This is a genomic window from Nitrospirota bacterium, assembly GCA_016219645.1.
Taxonomy (GTDB): Bacteria; Nitrospirota; Nitrospiria; order Nitrospirales; family Nitrospiraceae; genus Palsa-1315.
In genome coordinates, this window is record JACRLR010000007.1 from 191,970 (window position 1) to 206,885 (window position 14,916).

Here is a 14,916-nt window from a genome sequence, read left to right on the forward strand (position 1 = left end):
ATCCTGCTAATACACCATTCGAATCGACACACTGCCGTTATACAGTGTCGTCCTGTATATCCCGTCGACGGTCGGATTGCGATTGCCGGTGACTGTACGGTCCTCGTACAGTCCGGCTTGAAACGAGAGATCAACTCCAACTGATCTTGGCGTGAGCCAGCCCACGCCGAAATCTCCGCAGCGCATCAGGCCAAGAAACGATCCCTGCTCCTTGCACAATAGTCCAACCCCTCCCCCGACAACGTGGAGGTCCGCAGAAGGAATCCCTGGGTCATAGCTGAAATCGGGCATCTGATTCTGCTGATTGGTGTAGCCGGCCCGCAAGGCTACGACCCAGTGCGGAAGCGACTCAAGCGCCAGCCACTTATATTCGGTTCCAAACATCACCGCATAGGTGCTACGCCAATTCTGCGGCTGTGCGATGGTTGCACCGTTCCCCAAGGTCACATCGAGATTACTCACGGACTTCCACCCCACGTAATCCACGTCCATCTCTACTTTCCATTCCTGCTCACTCGTCCGAACCGGCCAAATCGCAATCGCTCCTGTGATGATCTGCGGTAGAACCAAGGTGGCTTTGGCATCCGACACGCTGGCTCCATTGGCCAATAACGCGCCGGTCAGATGGAGAGTCGCTTGACTGCGATAGACGATACCGATGTTTGCCAGTGGCTTCCCATCTGCATTACGCAGTGCCGTATAGAGTAAGCTGGCATTGAAGCCAGCCGCGGTGTCCTTGCCGTAGAGCTCTACCCTCGATCCCGCTGGAATTCCGAGCCCTCCTGGCCAGACCGATTGTCGCTCGACATGGCCTTCGCCAGCGAGTCCACTGAATGCATAGATATCAGCTCCCAGTCCCAGAGAAACATTCTCCGTCACCTTGTAGGCAACGGTCGGTTTGATATCCAGCAGCGGCAATGCGCTGAAAGTTGTGGCTGTCTTGAACGGCCCATCGCTTGGCCAACGAGTGAGCGAGCCGAAAGGCACAGTCAGGCCGATTCCGACAGATAAGTCACCTAAGGCTGTCAGCCCCAGACTCTGCAAATTCGCTGTGACGTATGCATGCACGGGAGGAGGCCAGGCCACCGTTCCGTTTCGATCGCCCCTTGCCGTGACTCCCGTAGGACTGGTGAAGTCTGTTGACCCGCCGGAAATCAGCCCGCCCCCCATGAACTGAAGCCCCCGTAACTGAGTCATGCCTGCCGGGTTGTAGTGCAGTGCCGAGGGATCGTCGGCTTGGGCGGCAAAGGCATTGCCCATTGCGGACGCGGCAGCTCCCTGCCCTTGAATACGAGGTACTTGTGCCGAGGCGATCCCAGACACGCAACCCAACCACAGGCCTATCTGACAGATCCACGCTACCCGGATCCAAAGAACCAATCCGGCCCTGCAGCAACATCGGTCCCAGACTCTCATAGCCTTGGGCCCCTCTATCTCACGTAGCAGGATAGACTCGATTTCCTACCAACTCCGATGACGGCCGCTCAAGAGGGTGAAACCAATAATTCACAACCCGCTGCAGCTCGTCGACATCAAAAGGCTTCAGCATATAGGCCTGCGCACCCATACCGATCGCACGCACCGCCGATTCCTTGGAACCGGACGCCGTGACGACCACAATCGGGATCTGCTGATCCCATTTTCGAATTTCCCGCAACACTTCCATCCCGTCCATAGAGGGAATCCCAATGTCCAGAATCATGCCCCCGAACCTCTCAGCCCTCATGACCTCCACCGCTCGGACTCCATCGGCCACCAACTGGGCTCGATACCCCATGGCTCGGAAACGATCTTGTAAGAGTTGCCGAATATCCGGATCATCCTCGACAACCAGGATGCAAGGCGCTTCAGTCGATACATCGCTGCGTGGCACTGCCATTGTGGGAAGTAACGGAATCGTGAAAGACAGTTCCGCGCCCTGTCCCAGTTCGCTCCGCGCGGTGATTGTGCCACCCTGTAACTCCACCAACGTCCGCACGATCGATAGACCCAAGCCCAGTCCTTTCGTTCCGGTCCTGGCCTGCTTGACGCGAAAGAATGGATCGAATATCTGATCAAGGAACTCTGGAGGAATGCCAGGCCCCGTATCATGCACGGAGACCCCGGCCAGCGTCTGATTCTCCTTCCTCACCGTCACCAGGATGCGCCCGCCTTCCGGAGTAAACTTCACCGCATTCTGGAGCAAGTTCGTGACGATCTGAATCAGTCGATCGCGATCTGCCCAGACCATCAGCTGGACAGAAGACACGACCGCCTCCAATGTCTGCTGTTTGGCCTGGGCCAACAAACGCAATTGCTCGACAGCCTCCGCTACGCACGCCCCCAGATCGATCTCGACAGGAACGAGATCTAACCTCCCGGATTGAATCGTCGTACGATCCAACAAGGCGTCGATCATACGAATCAACCGGTCTGAATTCTCCAACATCCGTGACAAATACCGCTGCTGCTTCTCATTGAGCGGCCCCGTCAATCCATCCAGCAGGTTCTGCAAGAATCCTTTGATCGAGGTCAACGGCGTCTTGAGTTCATGTGAGACATGCGAGAGGAATTGAGACCGCAAACGATCTGCCTGCTCCAACTCAGCCGTGCGTTCGCGCACTTTGACTTCGAGCCCGACGTTCAGGTCTTCAATCTGTTCGTATGCGGAGGCGTTATCCAGCGCAATGGCAACTTGATGGGCCACCGTCATCATTAGCTCAAGATCGTCCTGCGTCAGACTATGTGCCCGTATCCGATCAACTGTCAGGCTTCCCAGAATCCGGTCTTTGACTTTCAACGGAACGGAAATCCAGGACTTGGTCTGCGTCAGGAGAGCGAACTGTCGATTCAACGGATGGATGCGATCCCACACCGACTGTACATCTCCAACCAGCAACGGCTGGCCTTGGAGCAGCACGACACCCTCTGGGCTCGTGGGATCGGTGACAGGGATTTCGCGAGCCCGAGCAAACGCCTGGATTTCAGGGGAGACGCCCAGCACCCGCGCATCCATGACAACGCGACGGATCGGATCGTAGAATGAAACCATTGCCCGATCGTACTGCAGATCGCCGGTCAACGTTTCCAATACCTTCTGCATCAGTGCCTCTCGATCCAACGTCGAGCTAAAGAGTAATCCGGCTTGATGCAGGGCCGTCAGCTGCAGCACCTTTCGACGCAGCTCGACGCGTGTTTGTTCCTGCTCCAAATACGCTTCACGCAGTTCTTCATGCCGTGATTCCACGGACCTGATCTGTTCCTGAATCAGCGACTCGCGTTGCCGGCTTTCCAAGCGTAGATGCCAATTGATCAGCATCCTCGCGCCAAGCACGGGTATCAACCCGAGCAGAACGGCTTCGCTCAAGCCGGCCGATGGATTGATCAGACGAAGCCCCACGGCGAGAGCGAGGCCGGCTAACAGCCCGCAGACCGACCAGGTGACATACCACTGCGACGGTGCAACCGTGGCGACCGGATCGATTGGCGCCATCGTCGCCGCTCGATTGCCGGCCCTCCGGTTGAACGAAGCCGCGCATTTCAGATCGCGCAAACGGGAGACGGACGCTCGAACCGATCCTGCCATCATGTGCCAAGCCTTGGAACGCCAGGTCGCCTGCCCTTCCGGCTGCCATCGGATGGACCACTGGCACCACTCGTCGTCATGCGCGATGCAGGACATTTCCGTCAGCGTGGCTGGCGCCAGGCCGTGGACTCGAACCGGTACCGCCGCCATAATGCCTTGGGCAGCCTGACACACCATCTGCGCGCACCGTCTTCGATAGGGACCAAACTGACGAAGCGTGCGTTCGGAAAACTTCAAGGCCAAGGTGGCGGAAGTCGACGTGACGTGGACTACTCGGAATTCAATCGAACCGGACGCGAACTTGTTTCCGAAATAGGGAAACATGCCGTAGATTTGAGAGAGTGAAAATGGTCTGGCAAGGACCTGCATGATTGAAGACGCCTTCTCCATTCCACCCCGATACAGAAACTGAGGATCGCCGGACATGCGTTCACAGAACTCGTACAGATAGACCGTGAACTCATAGGAGTAGCTGTTCCACGCATTTTTCAGAAATTCCGGCGTCACGTGATAGACCGGATCTTTGATCCGTTGATTCAACAGGTGGCACAGATCTTCCACGGCCTGAGTCCCGGCTGAGGCCCCCCGCTCACGAGCCTGTGAGCTCTCGAGGTAGACGACGACCGCTCGAATACTCATCCCGCTCATGTCTCTGATTGTCTGTCCCTGCTCGTCCAATCCGAAGGGGCGAAATTCCATCACTTCCCGTTCAAGGATCGAGCGATCCTTCGAAAACAGCTCCTGGCCGGATCGTGCGGCAATGTTGAGTTCGTCCGCGATGCTGCTCTTCATATACTGCTCTTTGTTTGTACCAACCCTTTGACCTGCAACGCCTCCAACATCTGTCCCTTTGTCATCACCGCCGCTTCCGCACAAACAATCCCGAGACTCAGCTGAATCGAAAGAGCGCGCAACCTCATGAGGGCGCGAAGTATACATAGGTACCCTGTCTTTGTAAATAGGAACACAATCTATTTCTATATCAAACCATACTAAGCGATGCTCCCCGCTCAATGGCGGCTTCGCCATCTAAGGCAATGCCTGCCCCGTTGTTGTCCCTATGCTTCACAAGCGAGGATAGGCGCCCGCAAACAGGACGTCAGTTACCTATAGATGGTAGGGTTCAAAGAAGAGCCCCAACGGAGGGCCCATGGTGGGAAGATGGCAATACAGTTAGCGCTTGACCGGTCGCTTGAGTTTCTTCTCGATGCTCGCGACCTTGCTCTGTAAACGCCCCGCATGACCCTGGCGGTAGTCGACTTTGATCGTGCAGGAAATACGACCGCAATCTTTCTTCATCCGCTCATAACACTTCTTGACGACCGAAAACACCTCATCCCACTCCCCTTCAAGCACCGTCCCCATCGGGTTCAACCGGTAGTCCACACCACTCTTATCGATAATATCGAGCGAGCGCGCAACATATTTGCCGACACTCTCGCCCCTTCCCAACGGCGACATGCTGAATTCTAATAAGACCATCGCGACTCCTTTCTCTATCCCCTCACGCCTCACCGCATACGCCCTCCCCCTGACCCCTCACGCCTTACGCCTCACGTCTTGACAGCCCGCTCATCCAGCCAGACCTTCGGGTACTGGACCTTGCCCAGCAGGCGAAACCCATCCAAAGCCTCGCGCAACAATTCCCGGCGCTTTTCGAAATCCGGCTCAGTCGCCTTTGCATGCTCCCGGAGCTGGCCGAGCCAATCCACAAATGCAGCAAACTCCTCACCGAAGATCTTCTCAAAATCCTCCTTCATAAAGCCTGACAAAGCCGGGGCGACCCCGCTCGTACTGATGGCCACACGCAAGTGGCCGCAGGCTACCACTGCCGGCATTGTGACCGTCGACGCCTCAGGCTGATCAACCGACCACAAGAGAACCTTCTTCTCCCGTGCCTTCCCAAATAGTGCGCGAGAAAAATCCCGGTCCCCACGAACCATATTCAACACGAGAATCGCACTGTCGAGGTCGCTATCGCGAAAGTGGCGCCCACGGTGCAGAACTTTTGCCGACGCGGCTAATTCTTTCAGCCTGTCATGTAACACCGGCGCCACCACGGTCACCTTCGCCCCTGCCTCCAACAAACGCTGGGTCTTTTCCGCTGCTTCTTCGTCCCCCCCGAGCACGAGCACCGGGTAGCCTCTCACGTCGAGAGACAATGGAAAGCCAGGATTTGCAGCCATAACGGTTCCTCCTCATTCGATAATGGGACGTATCATACAACACCCTGTGAAGGAATGGTCAATGGTCGATGGTGAATGCCTACGGAGGAGATGAGATGGGGCTGGGCAGAAATAACTGTTGAACGGTCAATGCTTAATGGTCAATGACGGGCGGGGATACAATCTGAAAGAGATGGGAGAATAAGACTGAACATTCACCATTGACCATTCAACATTCAGATCTACGTGTCGGCGGGGTCGGCGTCCAATTCCATGTTCCAATAGAAATAGTCACGCCAGCTGTCCGGGGTATTTCGAATCCCGATGGTAATGGTCACAATAGGATTCCAGCGCGGCTTCACCGGCTTCTTCAAGAGCCGCATCCCGGCTTCCTCCGGCGTGCGACCGCTCTTCTTGTTGTTGCAACGCCAACAGGCGGTCACGATATTTTCCCAGGTCTTTCGCCCTCCCTTGGCGATCGGAACGACGTGATCGAACGTCAGTTCCTCGGTCCGGAACTTGTGACGGCAGTACTGGCAGGCATAGCCATCTCGCGTAAAGATATTGATGCGTGAAAATTTCACCGCCCGGTGGGCATCCTTGAGCCTCACCAGTTTGAGGAGCCGCATGACTGAAGGAAGTTTAAAGGATATCGATACCGCGTGGACTTCTCGGTCGTAGACTTCGAGGACTTCAACCTTACCCTGCCAAAGAAGCGCAATCGCCTTTTGCCAATTGACGACCCTCAGGGGTTCGTACGTCGCGTTGAGCAGAAGGGTCATTTCCATAGAACAACCTCATCGCAACCGAGGCTCCTTGTGTGAGAGGGCCTAGGTATAGTATTCAATCGCGTAGCTTCTCTATGCCATAAGCTTTGGTTGAAATCAAGCCAGAGGCCGGTCTTTGGAAAGTGCTTCTTCCCTCGGTTGTTCCGCTTAGAAGAAGGATCAGCTCCGTGCCAGTTTTTTTTACCGTCGCGACAGTTGAAGAAATCCCTCGGGGAACCGGACGTGTCGTCGAAGTCCAAGGAGTCTGGATTGCGCTGTTCAACGTCGACGGATCCTTCTATGCCGTCGACAACACCTGCCCGCATGCAGGAGGACCGCTCGGAGAAGGCCAGCTGGACGGTTGCGTCGTCCAATGTCCCTGGCATGGATGGCGATTCAATGTGCAAACCGGTCAACGACCGGAGAATCCCGACATCACCGTCGCCTGCTGCATAGTCCAAATTGAAGGGAATCAGATTCAGGTGGCTCTACCGGAGAACTTCACTTAACCCAGTCTGTCTGGTTCATCTGGTTTGTTTTGTTCATTTAGTTGGTTTTGTTTAACCAAACAAACGAGACAAACCAAATAAACCTAATAACGGTCTGCTAGGGCGTAGGATCTGGCGCTTTGGGTGTAATTCCATCGGCCGCGAGGGAGGCGGCATTGACCTTCTTCAATGCAAGATCGGCATGCCAGATGAACTCCCGCTCGAACCATTGACCGGTTGTTCCTTGGTCCCGCAGTTGAACACGGATTTCGTACAGATCCCCCTCGACTTGCTTCACCCGCCACTCGCCCAACCGCGCGACCCGATTACGTTCGCTCATGGAACGCACGTGCTCCGTCAACGCCTCGAGAATTGTGGGATAGCCCTGAGCCCGATGGTTTTGCACCAACGTAAGAGCCTCGGCGCCTCGACCCTCTACGACAGGATTCAGCGAAGGAGGCTTCATCCAGAGATAGTAGAATACGCCAGACAGGAGCAATGCCAGGGCCGCAAGGCGAAGAAGCTTCACCATCGTGGGAGAGACAGGCGCCGGATGGCCTGAGGGATGATTCGGCGGCATGAAAATCCTATGACTAGAAATCGATGGGAGGAATCGAAGCCGCGCATGATTGCGCCGCATCTTAGGAAGAGCGCCGGCAGGATGTCAATTCATGACGACTTCGAACAATCGGATGAGTGCCCTCCGCCGAAGCTTGTGCGCGCGAAAGCGGTTATGTTACAAATATCCGTCCAGTCGTCTGACATGCTCTCCTAGAGCGACAATTCACCAATGAAATTCTTTCTCTACGGGGACCATCTCAACCCCACACAACTGAAACGTCGCGCGCCGGAACACCGGTTCCTCATGCTGGCAGCCCTCCCCGAACATACGATCAAATTTTGCCGATGGTCGTCGCAGTGGCGCTGCGGCCTCGCCAGCGTCATTCCGTCACCGGGAGAACAGGTCTGGGGAGCAGTCTTTGAGGTAACCGACGAAGATCTCAAGCTAATGGACCTCTTCGAGGAAGATGTCCCAGCGAACGCCTTTCGCCAGGTCCAAGTCACTGTCGTGACAGAAGCTGGCGAGAAAGTGCTCGTGACAACCTATGCCGCTACACCGATCGGAAAATTCAAACCAAAAGCGCATTACCTTGATTGGGTCATGAAGGGCCTCAAACATTGGAAGTTGCCCGAAGAAGCCATCGAGACATGGAAGTCGTACGCGCCGCAGTAAACCCAGAGCATATGGCGTATAGCCTATAGCTGATGGAGGGATTGGAGTCGGGGCTTCACTACAGAACTCAGACCCAATTTCCTGCTATCGGCGCATTAGCTATGCGCCATTCGCTCTTTTCATGTAGGAGATCTCATGCCAAAACCAAAGCACCACATCGTCGTCTGTACTAACTCTCGCCCTCCCGGCCATCCAAAGCCATCCTGCGGCAGCGCCGGAGCAGCCTCCCTCCTCATGGCCTTTAATATGGGGCTCATGCAGAAAGGCGTGATGCCGGGTGAAGTCCTCGTCAGCGGCTCCTCCTGCCTCGGCCCTTGCGAGCAGGGACCGACCGTCGTCGTCTATCCGGACGCCACCTGGTATTCGAAAGTCACAGAAGCCGACGTGGCCACCATCATCGATGAACACATCAAAGGCGGAAAGCCGGTTGCGAAGCTGAATCCGGACGCAGTGTGGAAGTAGCTCTCGTAACCGCTCAATAAAAGGATGATCAAAAAGGTCAACCTTCTCACCCACCCAGCCCTGGCGCGCCGAGACTCGCCATTCCGCAGGCTAGGCCGCAGCCGATGGAAGCACCGCAGGCGTAGCCTCTGGGCTACGTTGAGGATGCTTTCGAGGCGAGACCGACGCTGGCGGCCTTTTTCAGCATCCTGTGAGACACGAAATGGGTAGCCACACAGCTCACGAACATAAATCCCATGCACCCGGCTCCATCGGGTGCATGGTCATTACCTGCAGCGACAGCCGCACGCAGGAAACCGACAGCAGTGGCCAGCGCATCATGCACCTGCTTAAAGATGCCGGCCATACGGTCGTGGCCTATCATCTCGTGAAAGACGAACCGTCCAAGATCAAAGCCAAGGTCAAAGCCGCCCTGACCGACAAGAAGATCCAGGCCATCATCATCAACGGCGGCACCGGTATCTCGAAGCGGGATTCAACCTTTGAAGCGGTCGATGCGATGTTGGAGAAGCGCCTGGTGGGATTCGGTGAGATCTTCCGCTACTTGACCTACCAGGACATCGGCTCCCCTGCCATCATGAGCCGCGCCACCGCCGGCATCATTAAAGGCCGCGTGCTCTTCTCTACCCCCGGCTCAGAAAACGCCGTGCGTCTGGCGATGGAAAAACTGATTCTGCCGGAACTCGGCCACCTGGTGAAAGAACTGACGAAGTAACCGTTAGGCATAAGGGGTAAGGCGTGAGGGGCGGTGTTTGAAGATAGTCCACACGCCTAACGCCTTACGTTTCACGCCTTACGTCTTCCTAGTCCTGCATAATCTTCGGTTCCGAATACTGCGCCTCCGGCGGAATCTTCGATTGCGCATACCATTTATAAAACATCAACAGATCCCGCACGGAAACCACCCCTACAATCTCCCCTGCTTTGGTCACCGCGAGATGGCGCACGCCTAAGTCAGCCATCATATCCTGAGCATCATCAACCGACTCACTCCCCTCTATGGTGCAGATGGGCGCCGTCATAATCTTCTCGACGGTCAACTTGCCAAGGGGTTTATTGGTTGAGACAGCGCGTCGGACGATATCCGTATCGGTGACGATCCCGACCAGCTTCTTCCCCTTCTTCACAAACAACGAGCCTACCCGCGCCGCCTTCATTTTCTTGGCCGCGCTTACAATCGATACGGTGGGGCCCACAGTCTTGGGCTGCTTTCTCATGATTTTTTCTATGGTAGACATACTCTCCCCTTTCTATTCCTGACAAATTACATGAGAACAATCCGCCGGCGTGCATTCATCATGGTTCTAGGATAATGGCCCAACAAGGATGCTCAAAACAGTCAATCTTTTTCACCCGCCCAACCCCGGCGGATACTTCACCCACCCACCCTGAAGCTGCCAAGACAGCCTCTTCGCACAAGGACGCGCCTCGTCCCGGGCAAGGCCGCAGGGAGACAGGCGACTGAGAACGAAGCTGGAAGCCGTTTTCAACATCATGCCACCGTCAGTACAATTTTGCCAAAGAACTGCCGCTGTAACATCAAGTCCTGCGCCTGGCGAGCTTCCTGAAGTGGAAATGTGCGGTCAATCACCGGGATCAGCCGACCCTGTCTCACTAGCTCGGCAGCCTTCACCAATTCCGCGCGCGTGCCCATATAGGCCCCCTTGATCGTCAGCTGGCGGGCGTACATATAGCGCAGATTGAGTTTCACGTCTCCTCCGGTCGTCGCACCGCACGTGATCAACCGTCCACCCTTCGCCAGAGACTCCAAGCAGCTGTCCCAGACATCCGGCCCGATATGTTCGATCACGACGTCGACGCCATGTCGCTCGGTCAGCGCCTTTACGCGCTCCGCAACCTTTTCTTTCGAATGGTTGATGACAGCATCGGCCCCCAGGTTCTTGGCCTTGGGAACCTTTTCCTCAGACCCAACGGTCGTGATCACATGGGCCCCGGCGAGTTTGGCCATCTGAACCGCCATCATCCCGACGCCGCTCCCCGCTCCCATGACCAACACTGTTTCGCCCTGTTGGAGTCCTGCCAGAGCAAACAGCATGTGCGATGCGGTCACCGACACGAGAGGAAAGGCTGCGGCCTGTTCAAATGAAATGTGATCGGGAATCGGCAACAGATTGCGGAACGGCACCTTGACATACTCGGCATAGCCGCCATGGACCACTGCGCCGAGCAGTCCGTAAGAACGGCAGAAATTGTCTCGCCCGGCGAGACAGGCATTGCAGCGCCAGCAACTGAGACCGGGAGAGACACAGACACGTTGACCGGCTGTGAACCCTTCGACCTGGGAACCGATTTGCTCCACGGTCCCGGCCACATCCGATCCTACTATATGGGGCATGACCAGGGGATAGGCCGGATTCCCCTCACGGGTCCAAATATCAAGATGGTTCAAGGCGCAGGCCTTCACCCGCACAAGAACATCTTCCGGACCGATCATCGGCTCCGGAAAATCCTCATAGGACAGCTTATGCGTTCCCCCATGCTCACGAAATATTACAGCTTTCATAAATCTCCTAGCTTTCAGCAGTCAGCCATTAGTTTTTCCCGCAGGATGGTCAAAACGGTAACCTTCTCACCCTCCCAACCCCGGCGGATACTTCACCCACCCAGCCCTCAGCGCGCCAAGACGCGCTTTATCCCGAGCGAGGGCCTTCTGGTTCCCTAACTTCCCCGGAGGGGGCAGGCAGATTGTTCTTCACTGCGCGCATCGAGCGACCACCGCTTTATCGTGGGGGCTCTGCGAGCAAGAAGAACGGTCTGCCTCCTCCCTCGCATTCTTCTTAGGCCGCGCGTTGCACGAGCAAGGGGATCGTCCCATCCACCCCATCCCTCATTTTCATCATCCTGCTAGAACTTCAGCACCCCTTCCACTGTCATGACACACTGCCCACCCACCTTCACGGTTTGAATGATGTCGTCATCCGACTCGACCTGTACGAAAATTTGCGATGGACGCTCGATCTCATAGCCCTGCTCGACGAGGATTTCCGTCACTGGGGCCACGTCGACCACGCCGTTCTGCACCAGATAGGCCCCCAGCGCCCCGCTGGCGCTGCCGGTCGCGGGGTCTTCGAGTATCCCGATCGAGGGAGCAAACATGCGCGTATGAACGGTCGCAGAGGGCTCGACAGTCACCGTCGTAAAGACTACGATGCCGGTGGCCCCGAAGCGATGGCAGATGTCCATGATCGCGGAGGCGTCCGGCTGAATCGAGCGAACAGCCGTGAGGGTCCGCGCCGGTACAATCAATACTGGTAGTCCGGTGGAGACCACCTCGATCGGCCACTTCGTGTCGGCGATCATATGTTTTGCCATGCCGAGCGCGCTGGCGATCTTATAGAGATCCTCCATGTCATCCACCGGCCCCAGGAACTCCGGCTTCGGCTGCGTCATGACCACCCGCTCCACCAGTCCACCCTCGGCATGGAGTTCGACCGGAAACAGTCCGATATTGCATTCTTGCATGAATCGCGTCACCGGTTCTTTGGCTGAGATGATTCCCAGCTCGGCAAGCACGAAGAAGGTTCCCAGGACCGGATGGCCGGCAAACGGAATTTCCTGCGTGGGGGTGAAAATCCTAAGCCTGATCACCGCTGCCTTGTCCGTCGGAGGCAGCACGAACACGGTCTCGGAGAGGTTCATCTCCCTGGCAATCTGTTGCAGTTGAACGTGGGTGAGGCCCTGCGCGTCGGGGAAAACTGCGACCGGGTTGCCGCCAAAGGGCAGCCCGGTGAACACATCGGCTTGATAGAACTTGAGGGCCCGGCGGTCAGACATGCCTACTCCCTGCCGGAATGGTCATATTGCCCTCTTGCCAGCTTGGACGATTGACAGACTCACATCCCTTTGTCAGACTCGGCCCATGTCTGATGTGACTCAAAAAGACGTGGACCGCGCTCTAGAGGTACTGGAGCTCACACTCCCCGTCACCTCTGAAACCCTCACCCGCGCCAGGCGGGTATCGCTGTACAATTGGGACCCGGCCCGCTACGCCAACCTGACCAACAATCCCAAGCAATACACACAGGCCTATAAGAAGGCCGAAGAGATGACCAAACTCGTTGAAGCGTCCTACGCTCTACTCACGGCTGTGCTCGTCCCGGACGACGCACCCCCCGGATGATGAAAACGCCATCTAACTGCGTTCTCAGCTCGTCAAAATCCTCAACGTACCCCTGAGGGTACGCCTCCGGTTTCGACTCGCCTGCGGCCTTGTTATATGACGTTTCGATCATCCGCGCCCATGAGAGACGACTCGACTCATGCCTTCGCTGCCATCCTCGCTTCCATTCTTCGCGACCGGCCAGGTGATCAAGCCAGACACACCCTCCGCTGCGCCAACAGCCGCAGGCTGTTTCGCGTAGATCTGCGGCAACTGATTCGTCCCGAATTTCGAGATGTAGAGAAAGACATGCTCGCGCGAGTTCACACGCACGGCCCAGGGATGAAAATCCTTCCTGTAGAACTCCTCGCAGAGTTGCATCGCCTCCAGACAAGAAAGAGTGCTGGGGTCGTTCAACGTGTAGTAGTAGTCCAGGGGTAGATCATACTCCTCCTGCTTGTGAATCGTAATCCCGAACTTTTCCGGATTGCGCACCATCAGCGTATGGCGATAGGCCACGAAGTAGAACAGCTCCAGCGAATGAATGACCGGCTGGTTCTCGATGACGAACTGGCGGGTCTCCATCGCTTCGTCGAGCGTTTCGCCAGGGAATCCATAAAAGGCCATCACATGGTTCCAAATCCCCGCTTGCGCCGCCATCTGGAGGTTGCGTTGGATCACGCTCTTCTTGGCATGCTTGTCCATGAGGTTCAACACTCGCTCGCTGGCCGACTCCATCCCATAATAGAGAGTGCAACAGCCGGCCTTCGACGCGAGATCCCAGGTTTCCTGGTCTTGGAGCGTTTCTTCAAACCGGATCAACGTCGTCCACTTGATTCCAACCTGCTGATCCACCAGCAGCTGCGAGACCTTCTTGAAGAGCGCCGGTGGATAGGATTCATCGGAGAACAGGAAATGGCGGCAGTGATACTTGTCCCGAAGCGCCTTGATCTGCTCGACCACTTGTTGCACCGGCACGCCCCGATACTGGTCGAAGTAGCCCTGTCCATGGTCGCAGAAGGTGCAGCGGCCCCAATAGCAGCCGCGCGTCGCCAAGTAGGGAATGATCAACTCCGGCACGAAGTAGCGATTCAGCGGCAATCCGTCGAAGTCCGGCAGGGGCAGCGCAGGCGTCTTTTCTGTGTAGACCTCGGGACTCCGGTGCAGGCCTGAGGCATCGCGATAGATCAAATTCGGCACGGAGGCGATGGCCCGCTCGCCGTTCAACGCTTCGATGAGCCACAGCAGGGCATGCTCGCCCTCATAAAGGATCGCCGAGTCGAACACGTCCGTGAAGAACTGCTCCTGCTTCGCCAGATCCTCCTGCAACCGCGTGATCACGTTGCCGCCCACCACCACATGGATCTGCGGGAATGTCTCCTTGATCATCTTGCCAAACGTGAGGCCTGCGAGGAGCTGCATCTGCGTCCCGATCGAAATCCCGACCACATCCGGCTTCTCATTCGCCACCCCCGGCATGACCAGCTGGTTACAGAGATCCCGATAGACGTTCACCTGCTCATCGTCCAAACAGGCCAATACTTCCTTGGATACTCCGGGCCGATAGCCCAGATTGCTCTCCATCGGATAGAAGACAAGGGAGGCCGGGTAGTAGGCAGCTGAGATGTATTGCATCGCTTCGCGGAAGCAGTTCAACGCGCCTTCCAGTATCTCGGCCTGGTAGAAACGGTCGCCGCGCACAATCAGCTTGGCATCCTCGGCCCGGTCCGCGAGATCGAACACATCGACGGCATAGGCCTGTTCCACCACCGCCTTGTGATCGACTTCCTGCTCCGTCAGCGTCCCTGCCTTCTCCTTATCTTGTAGTGGCTTGAGCTGCATCCCCAACCGGGCCTTCACCCAGATCAGGAACTCCATGCTGAAGAAGTGATCCCACATCCCGATATTGATGTCGCGCTGGATAACCGTATGGCCCGCCTCCCGCAGCACGGCAGTCAAAGAGGGCAAGGCGAGATAGGGAGCCGTCGGCACCCACTCAGGCGGAAAGAGCAGCATGACCTTCGACTTTTTCCGTGTGCCGTTGGTCAGCGGAGCGAGACCAGCTATTTGGACCAGATCAGTCATAGTTCGTTAGGCGTGAAACGTGAGGCGTCA

The 14,916-nt window shown here is 56.5% G+C and carries 15 protein-coding genes; 5 read left to right on the plus strand and 10 right to left on the minus strand.

Going from position 1 to position 14,916, the window contains the following annotated elements; all coding sequences use genetic code 11:
* Positions 1 to 6: 6 nt before the first annotated feature.
* From HZB34_01600 to HZB34_01620, 5 genes are all read right to left on the minus strand, one after another.
* Positions 7 to 1,416 (minus strand): outer membrane protein transport protein, encoded by a 1,410-nt coding sequence (locus tag HZB34_01600; GenBank protein MBI5314648.1) that lies wholly within the window; start codon positions 1,414 to 1,416, stop codon positions 7 to 9.
* 19 nt (positions 1,417 to 1,435) lie between these two features.
* Positions 1,436 to 4,357: a response regulator gene (locus HZB34_01605; GenBank protein MBI5314649.1), complete on the minus strand. Its 2,922-nt coding sequence runs from the start codon at positions 4,355 to 4,357 to the stop codon at positions 1,436 to 1,438.
* 381 nt (positions 4,358 to 4,738) lie between these two features.
* Positions 4,739 to 5,047 (minus strand): MTH1187 family thiamine-binding protein, encoded by a 309-nt coding sequence (locus tag HZB34_01610; GenBank protein MBI5314650.1) that lies wholly within the window; start codon positions 5,045 to 5,047, stop codon positions 4,739 to 4,741.
* Positions 5,048 to 5,118: 71 nt separating this feature from the next.
* Positions 5,119 to 5,751 (minus strand): bifunctional precorrin-2 dehydrogenase/sirohydrochlorin ferrochelatase, encoded by a 633-nt coding sequence (locus HZB34_01615; GenBank protein ID MBI5314651.1) that lies wholly within the window; start codon positions 5,749 to 5,751, stop codon positions 5,119 to 5,121.
* Between the two features lie 221 nt (positions 5,752 to 5,972).
* Entirely contained in the window at positions 5,973 to 6,518 is a 546-nt protein-coding gene (locus HZB34_01620) for an HNH endonuclease (protein ID MBI5314652.1), read from the minus strand.
* Positions 6,519 to 6,676: 158 nt separating this feature from the next.
* Here HZB34_01620 and HZB34_01625 point away from each other — a divergent pair, with 158 nt between their 5' ends.
* Positions 6,677 to 7,006 carry a Rieske 2Fe-2S domain-containing protein gene (locus HZB34_01625; protein MBI5314653.1) on the plus strand — a complete coding sequence of 110 codons (330 nt, stop codon included), beginning with the start codon at positions 6,677 to 6,679 and terminating at the stop codon, positions 7,004 to 7,006.
* Positions 7,007 to 7,103: 97 nt separating this feature from the next.
* Here HZB34_01625 and HZB34_01630 read toward each other — a convergent pair whose 3' ends face one another.
* Entirely contained in the window at positions 7,104 to 7,565 is a 462-nt protein-coding gene (locus HZB34_01630) for a hypothetical protein (protein MBI5314654.1), read from the minus strand.
* 210 nt (positions 7,566 to 7,775) lie between these two features.
* Here HZB34_01630 and HZB34_01635 point away from each other — a divergent pair, with 210 nt between their 5' ends.
* From HZB34_01635 to HZB34_01645, 3 genes are all read left to right on the plus strand, one after another.
* Positions 7,776 to 8,219, plus strand: a complete 444-nt coding sequence (locus HZB34_01635) for a gamma-glutamylcyclotransferase (GenBank protein MBI5314655.1) — start codon at positions 7,776 to 7,778, stop codon at positions 8,217 to 8,219.
* Between the two features lie 135 nt (positions 8,220 to 8,354).
* A complete protein-coding gene (locus tag HZB34_01640; protein MBI5314656.1) occupies positions 8,355 to 8,681 on the plus strand; it encodes a (2Fe-2S) ferredoxin domain-containing protein in 327 nt (108 codons plus the stop codon).
* Between the two features lie 202 nt (positions 8,682 to 8,883).
* Positions 8,884 to 9,396, plus strand: a complete 513-nt coding sequence (locus tag HZB34_01645; GenBank protein MBI5314657.1) for a MogA/MoaB family molybdenum cofactor biosynthesis protein — start codon at positions 8,884 to 8,886, stop codon at positions 9,394 to 9,396.
* 88 nt (positions 9,397 to 9,484) lie between these two features.
* Here HZB34_01645 and HZB34_01650 read toward each other — a convergent pair whose 3' ends face one another.
* From HZB34_01650 to HZB34_01660, 3 genes are all read right to left on the minus strand, one after another.
* Positions 9,485 to 9,919, minus strand: coding sequence for a CBS domain-containing protein (locus HZB34_01650; protein ID MBI5314658.1), 435 nt, complete (start codon positions 9,917 to 9,919; stop codon positions 9,485 to 9,487).
* Positions 9,920 to 10,173: 254 nt separating this feature from the next.
* Positions 10,174 to 11,205 (minus strand): zinc-binding dehydrogenase, encoded by a 1,032-nt coding sequence (locus tag HZB34_01655; protein MBI5314659.1) that lies wholly within the window; start codon positions 11,203 to 11,205, stop codon positions 10,174 to 10,176.
* 341 nt (positions 11,206 to 11,546) lie between these two features.
* Complete coding sequence (locus HZB34_01660) at positions 11,547 to 12,476, minus strand: PhzF family phenazine biosynthesis protein (protein MBI5314660.1); 930 nt, start codon at positions 12,474 to 12,476, stop codon at positions 11,547 to 11,549.
* A 94-nt stretch (positions 12,477 to 12,570) separates the two neighbouring features.
* On the opposite strand from HZB34_01660, the gene HZB34_01665 reads away from it, so the two are divergent.
* On the plus strand, positions 12,571 to 12,822 hold the full coding sequence (locus HZB34_01665; protein ID MBI5314661.1) for a hypothetical protein: 252 nt from the start codon (positions 12,571 to 12,573) through the stop codon (positions 12,820 to 12,822).
* Between the two features lie 108 nt (positions 12,823 to 12,930).
* Here HZB34_01665 and HZB34_01670 read toward each other — a convergent pair whose 3' ends face one another.
* Positions 12,931 to 14,886, minus strand: coding sequence for a radical SAM protein (locus HZB34_01670; GenBank protein ID MBI5314662.1), 1,956 nt, complete (start codon positions 14,884 to 14,886; stop codon positions 12,931 to 12,933).
* Positions 14,887 to 14,916 lie beyond the last annotated feature (30 nt).

Bases quoted from the DNA above. Each gene is read 5' to 3' on its own strand.
- HZB34_01645 (MBI5314657.1), top strand. From the start codon at position 8,884: ATGGGTAGCCACACAGCTCACGAACATAAATCCCATGCACCCGGCTCC.
- HZB34_01640 (MBI5314656.1), top strand. From the start codon at position 8,355: ATGCCAAAACCAAAGCACCACATCGTCGTCTGTACTAACTCTCGCCCT.
- HZB34_01660 (MBI5314660.1), bottom strand. From the start codon at position 12,476: ATGTCTGACCGCCGGGCCCTCAAGTTCTATCAAGCCGATGTGTTCACC.
- HZB34_01620 (MBI5314652.1), bottom strand. From the start codon at position 6,518: ATGGAAATGACCCTTCTGCTCAACGCGACGTACGAACCCCTGAGGGTC.
- HZB34_01615 (MBI5314651.1), bottom strand. From the start codon at position 5,751: ATGGCTGCAAATCCTGGCTTTCCATTGTCTCTCGACGTGAGAGGCTAC.
- HZB34_01670 (MBI5314662.1), bottom strand. From the start codon at position 14,886: ATGACTGATCTGGTCCAAATAGCTGGTCTCGCTCCGCTGACCAACGGC.
- HZB34_01630 (MBI5314654.1), bottom strand. From the start codon at position 7,565: ATGCCGCCGAATCATCCCTCAGGCCATCCGGCGCCTGTCTCTCCCACG.
- HZB34_01655 (MBI5314659.1), bottom strand. From the start codon at position 11,205: ATGAAAGCTGTAATATTTCGTGAGCATGGGGGAACGCATAAGCTGTCC.
- HZB34_01605 (MBI5314649.1), bottom strand. From the start codon at position 4,357: ATGAAGAGCAGCATCGCGGACGAACTCAACATTGCCGCACGATCCGGC.
- HZB34_01635 (MBI5314655.1), top strand. From the start codon at position 7,776: ATGAAATTCTTTCTCTACGGGGACCATCTCAACCCCACACAACTGAAA.
- HZB34_01600 (MBI5314648.1), bottom strand. From the start codon at position 1,416: ATGAGAGTCTGGGACCGATGTTGCTGCAGGGCCGGATTGGTTCTTTGG.
- HZB34_01610 (MBI5314650.1), bottom strand. From the start codon at position 5,047: ATGGTCTTATTAGAATTCAGCATGTCGCCGTTGGGAAGGGGCGAGAGT.
- HZB34_01650 (MBI5314658.1), bottom strand. From the start codon at position 9,919: ATGTCTACCATAGAAAAAATCATGAGAAAGCAGCCCAAGACTGTGGGC.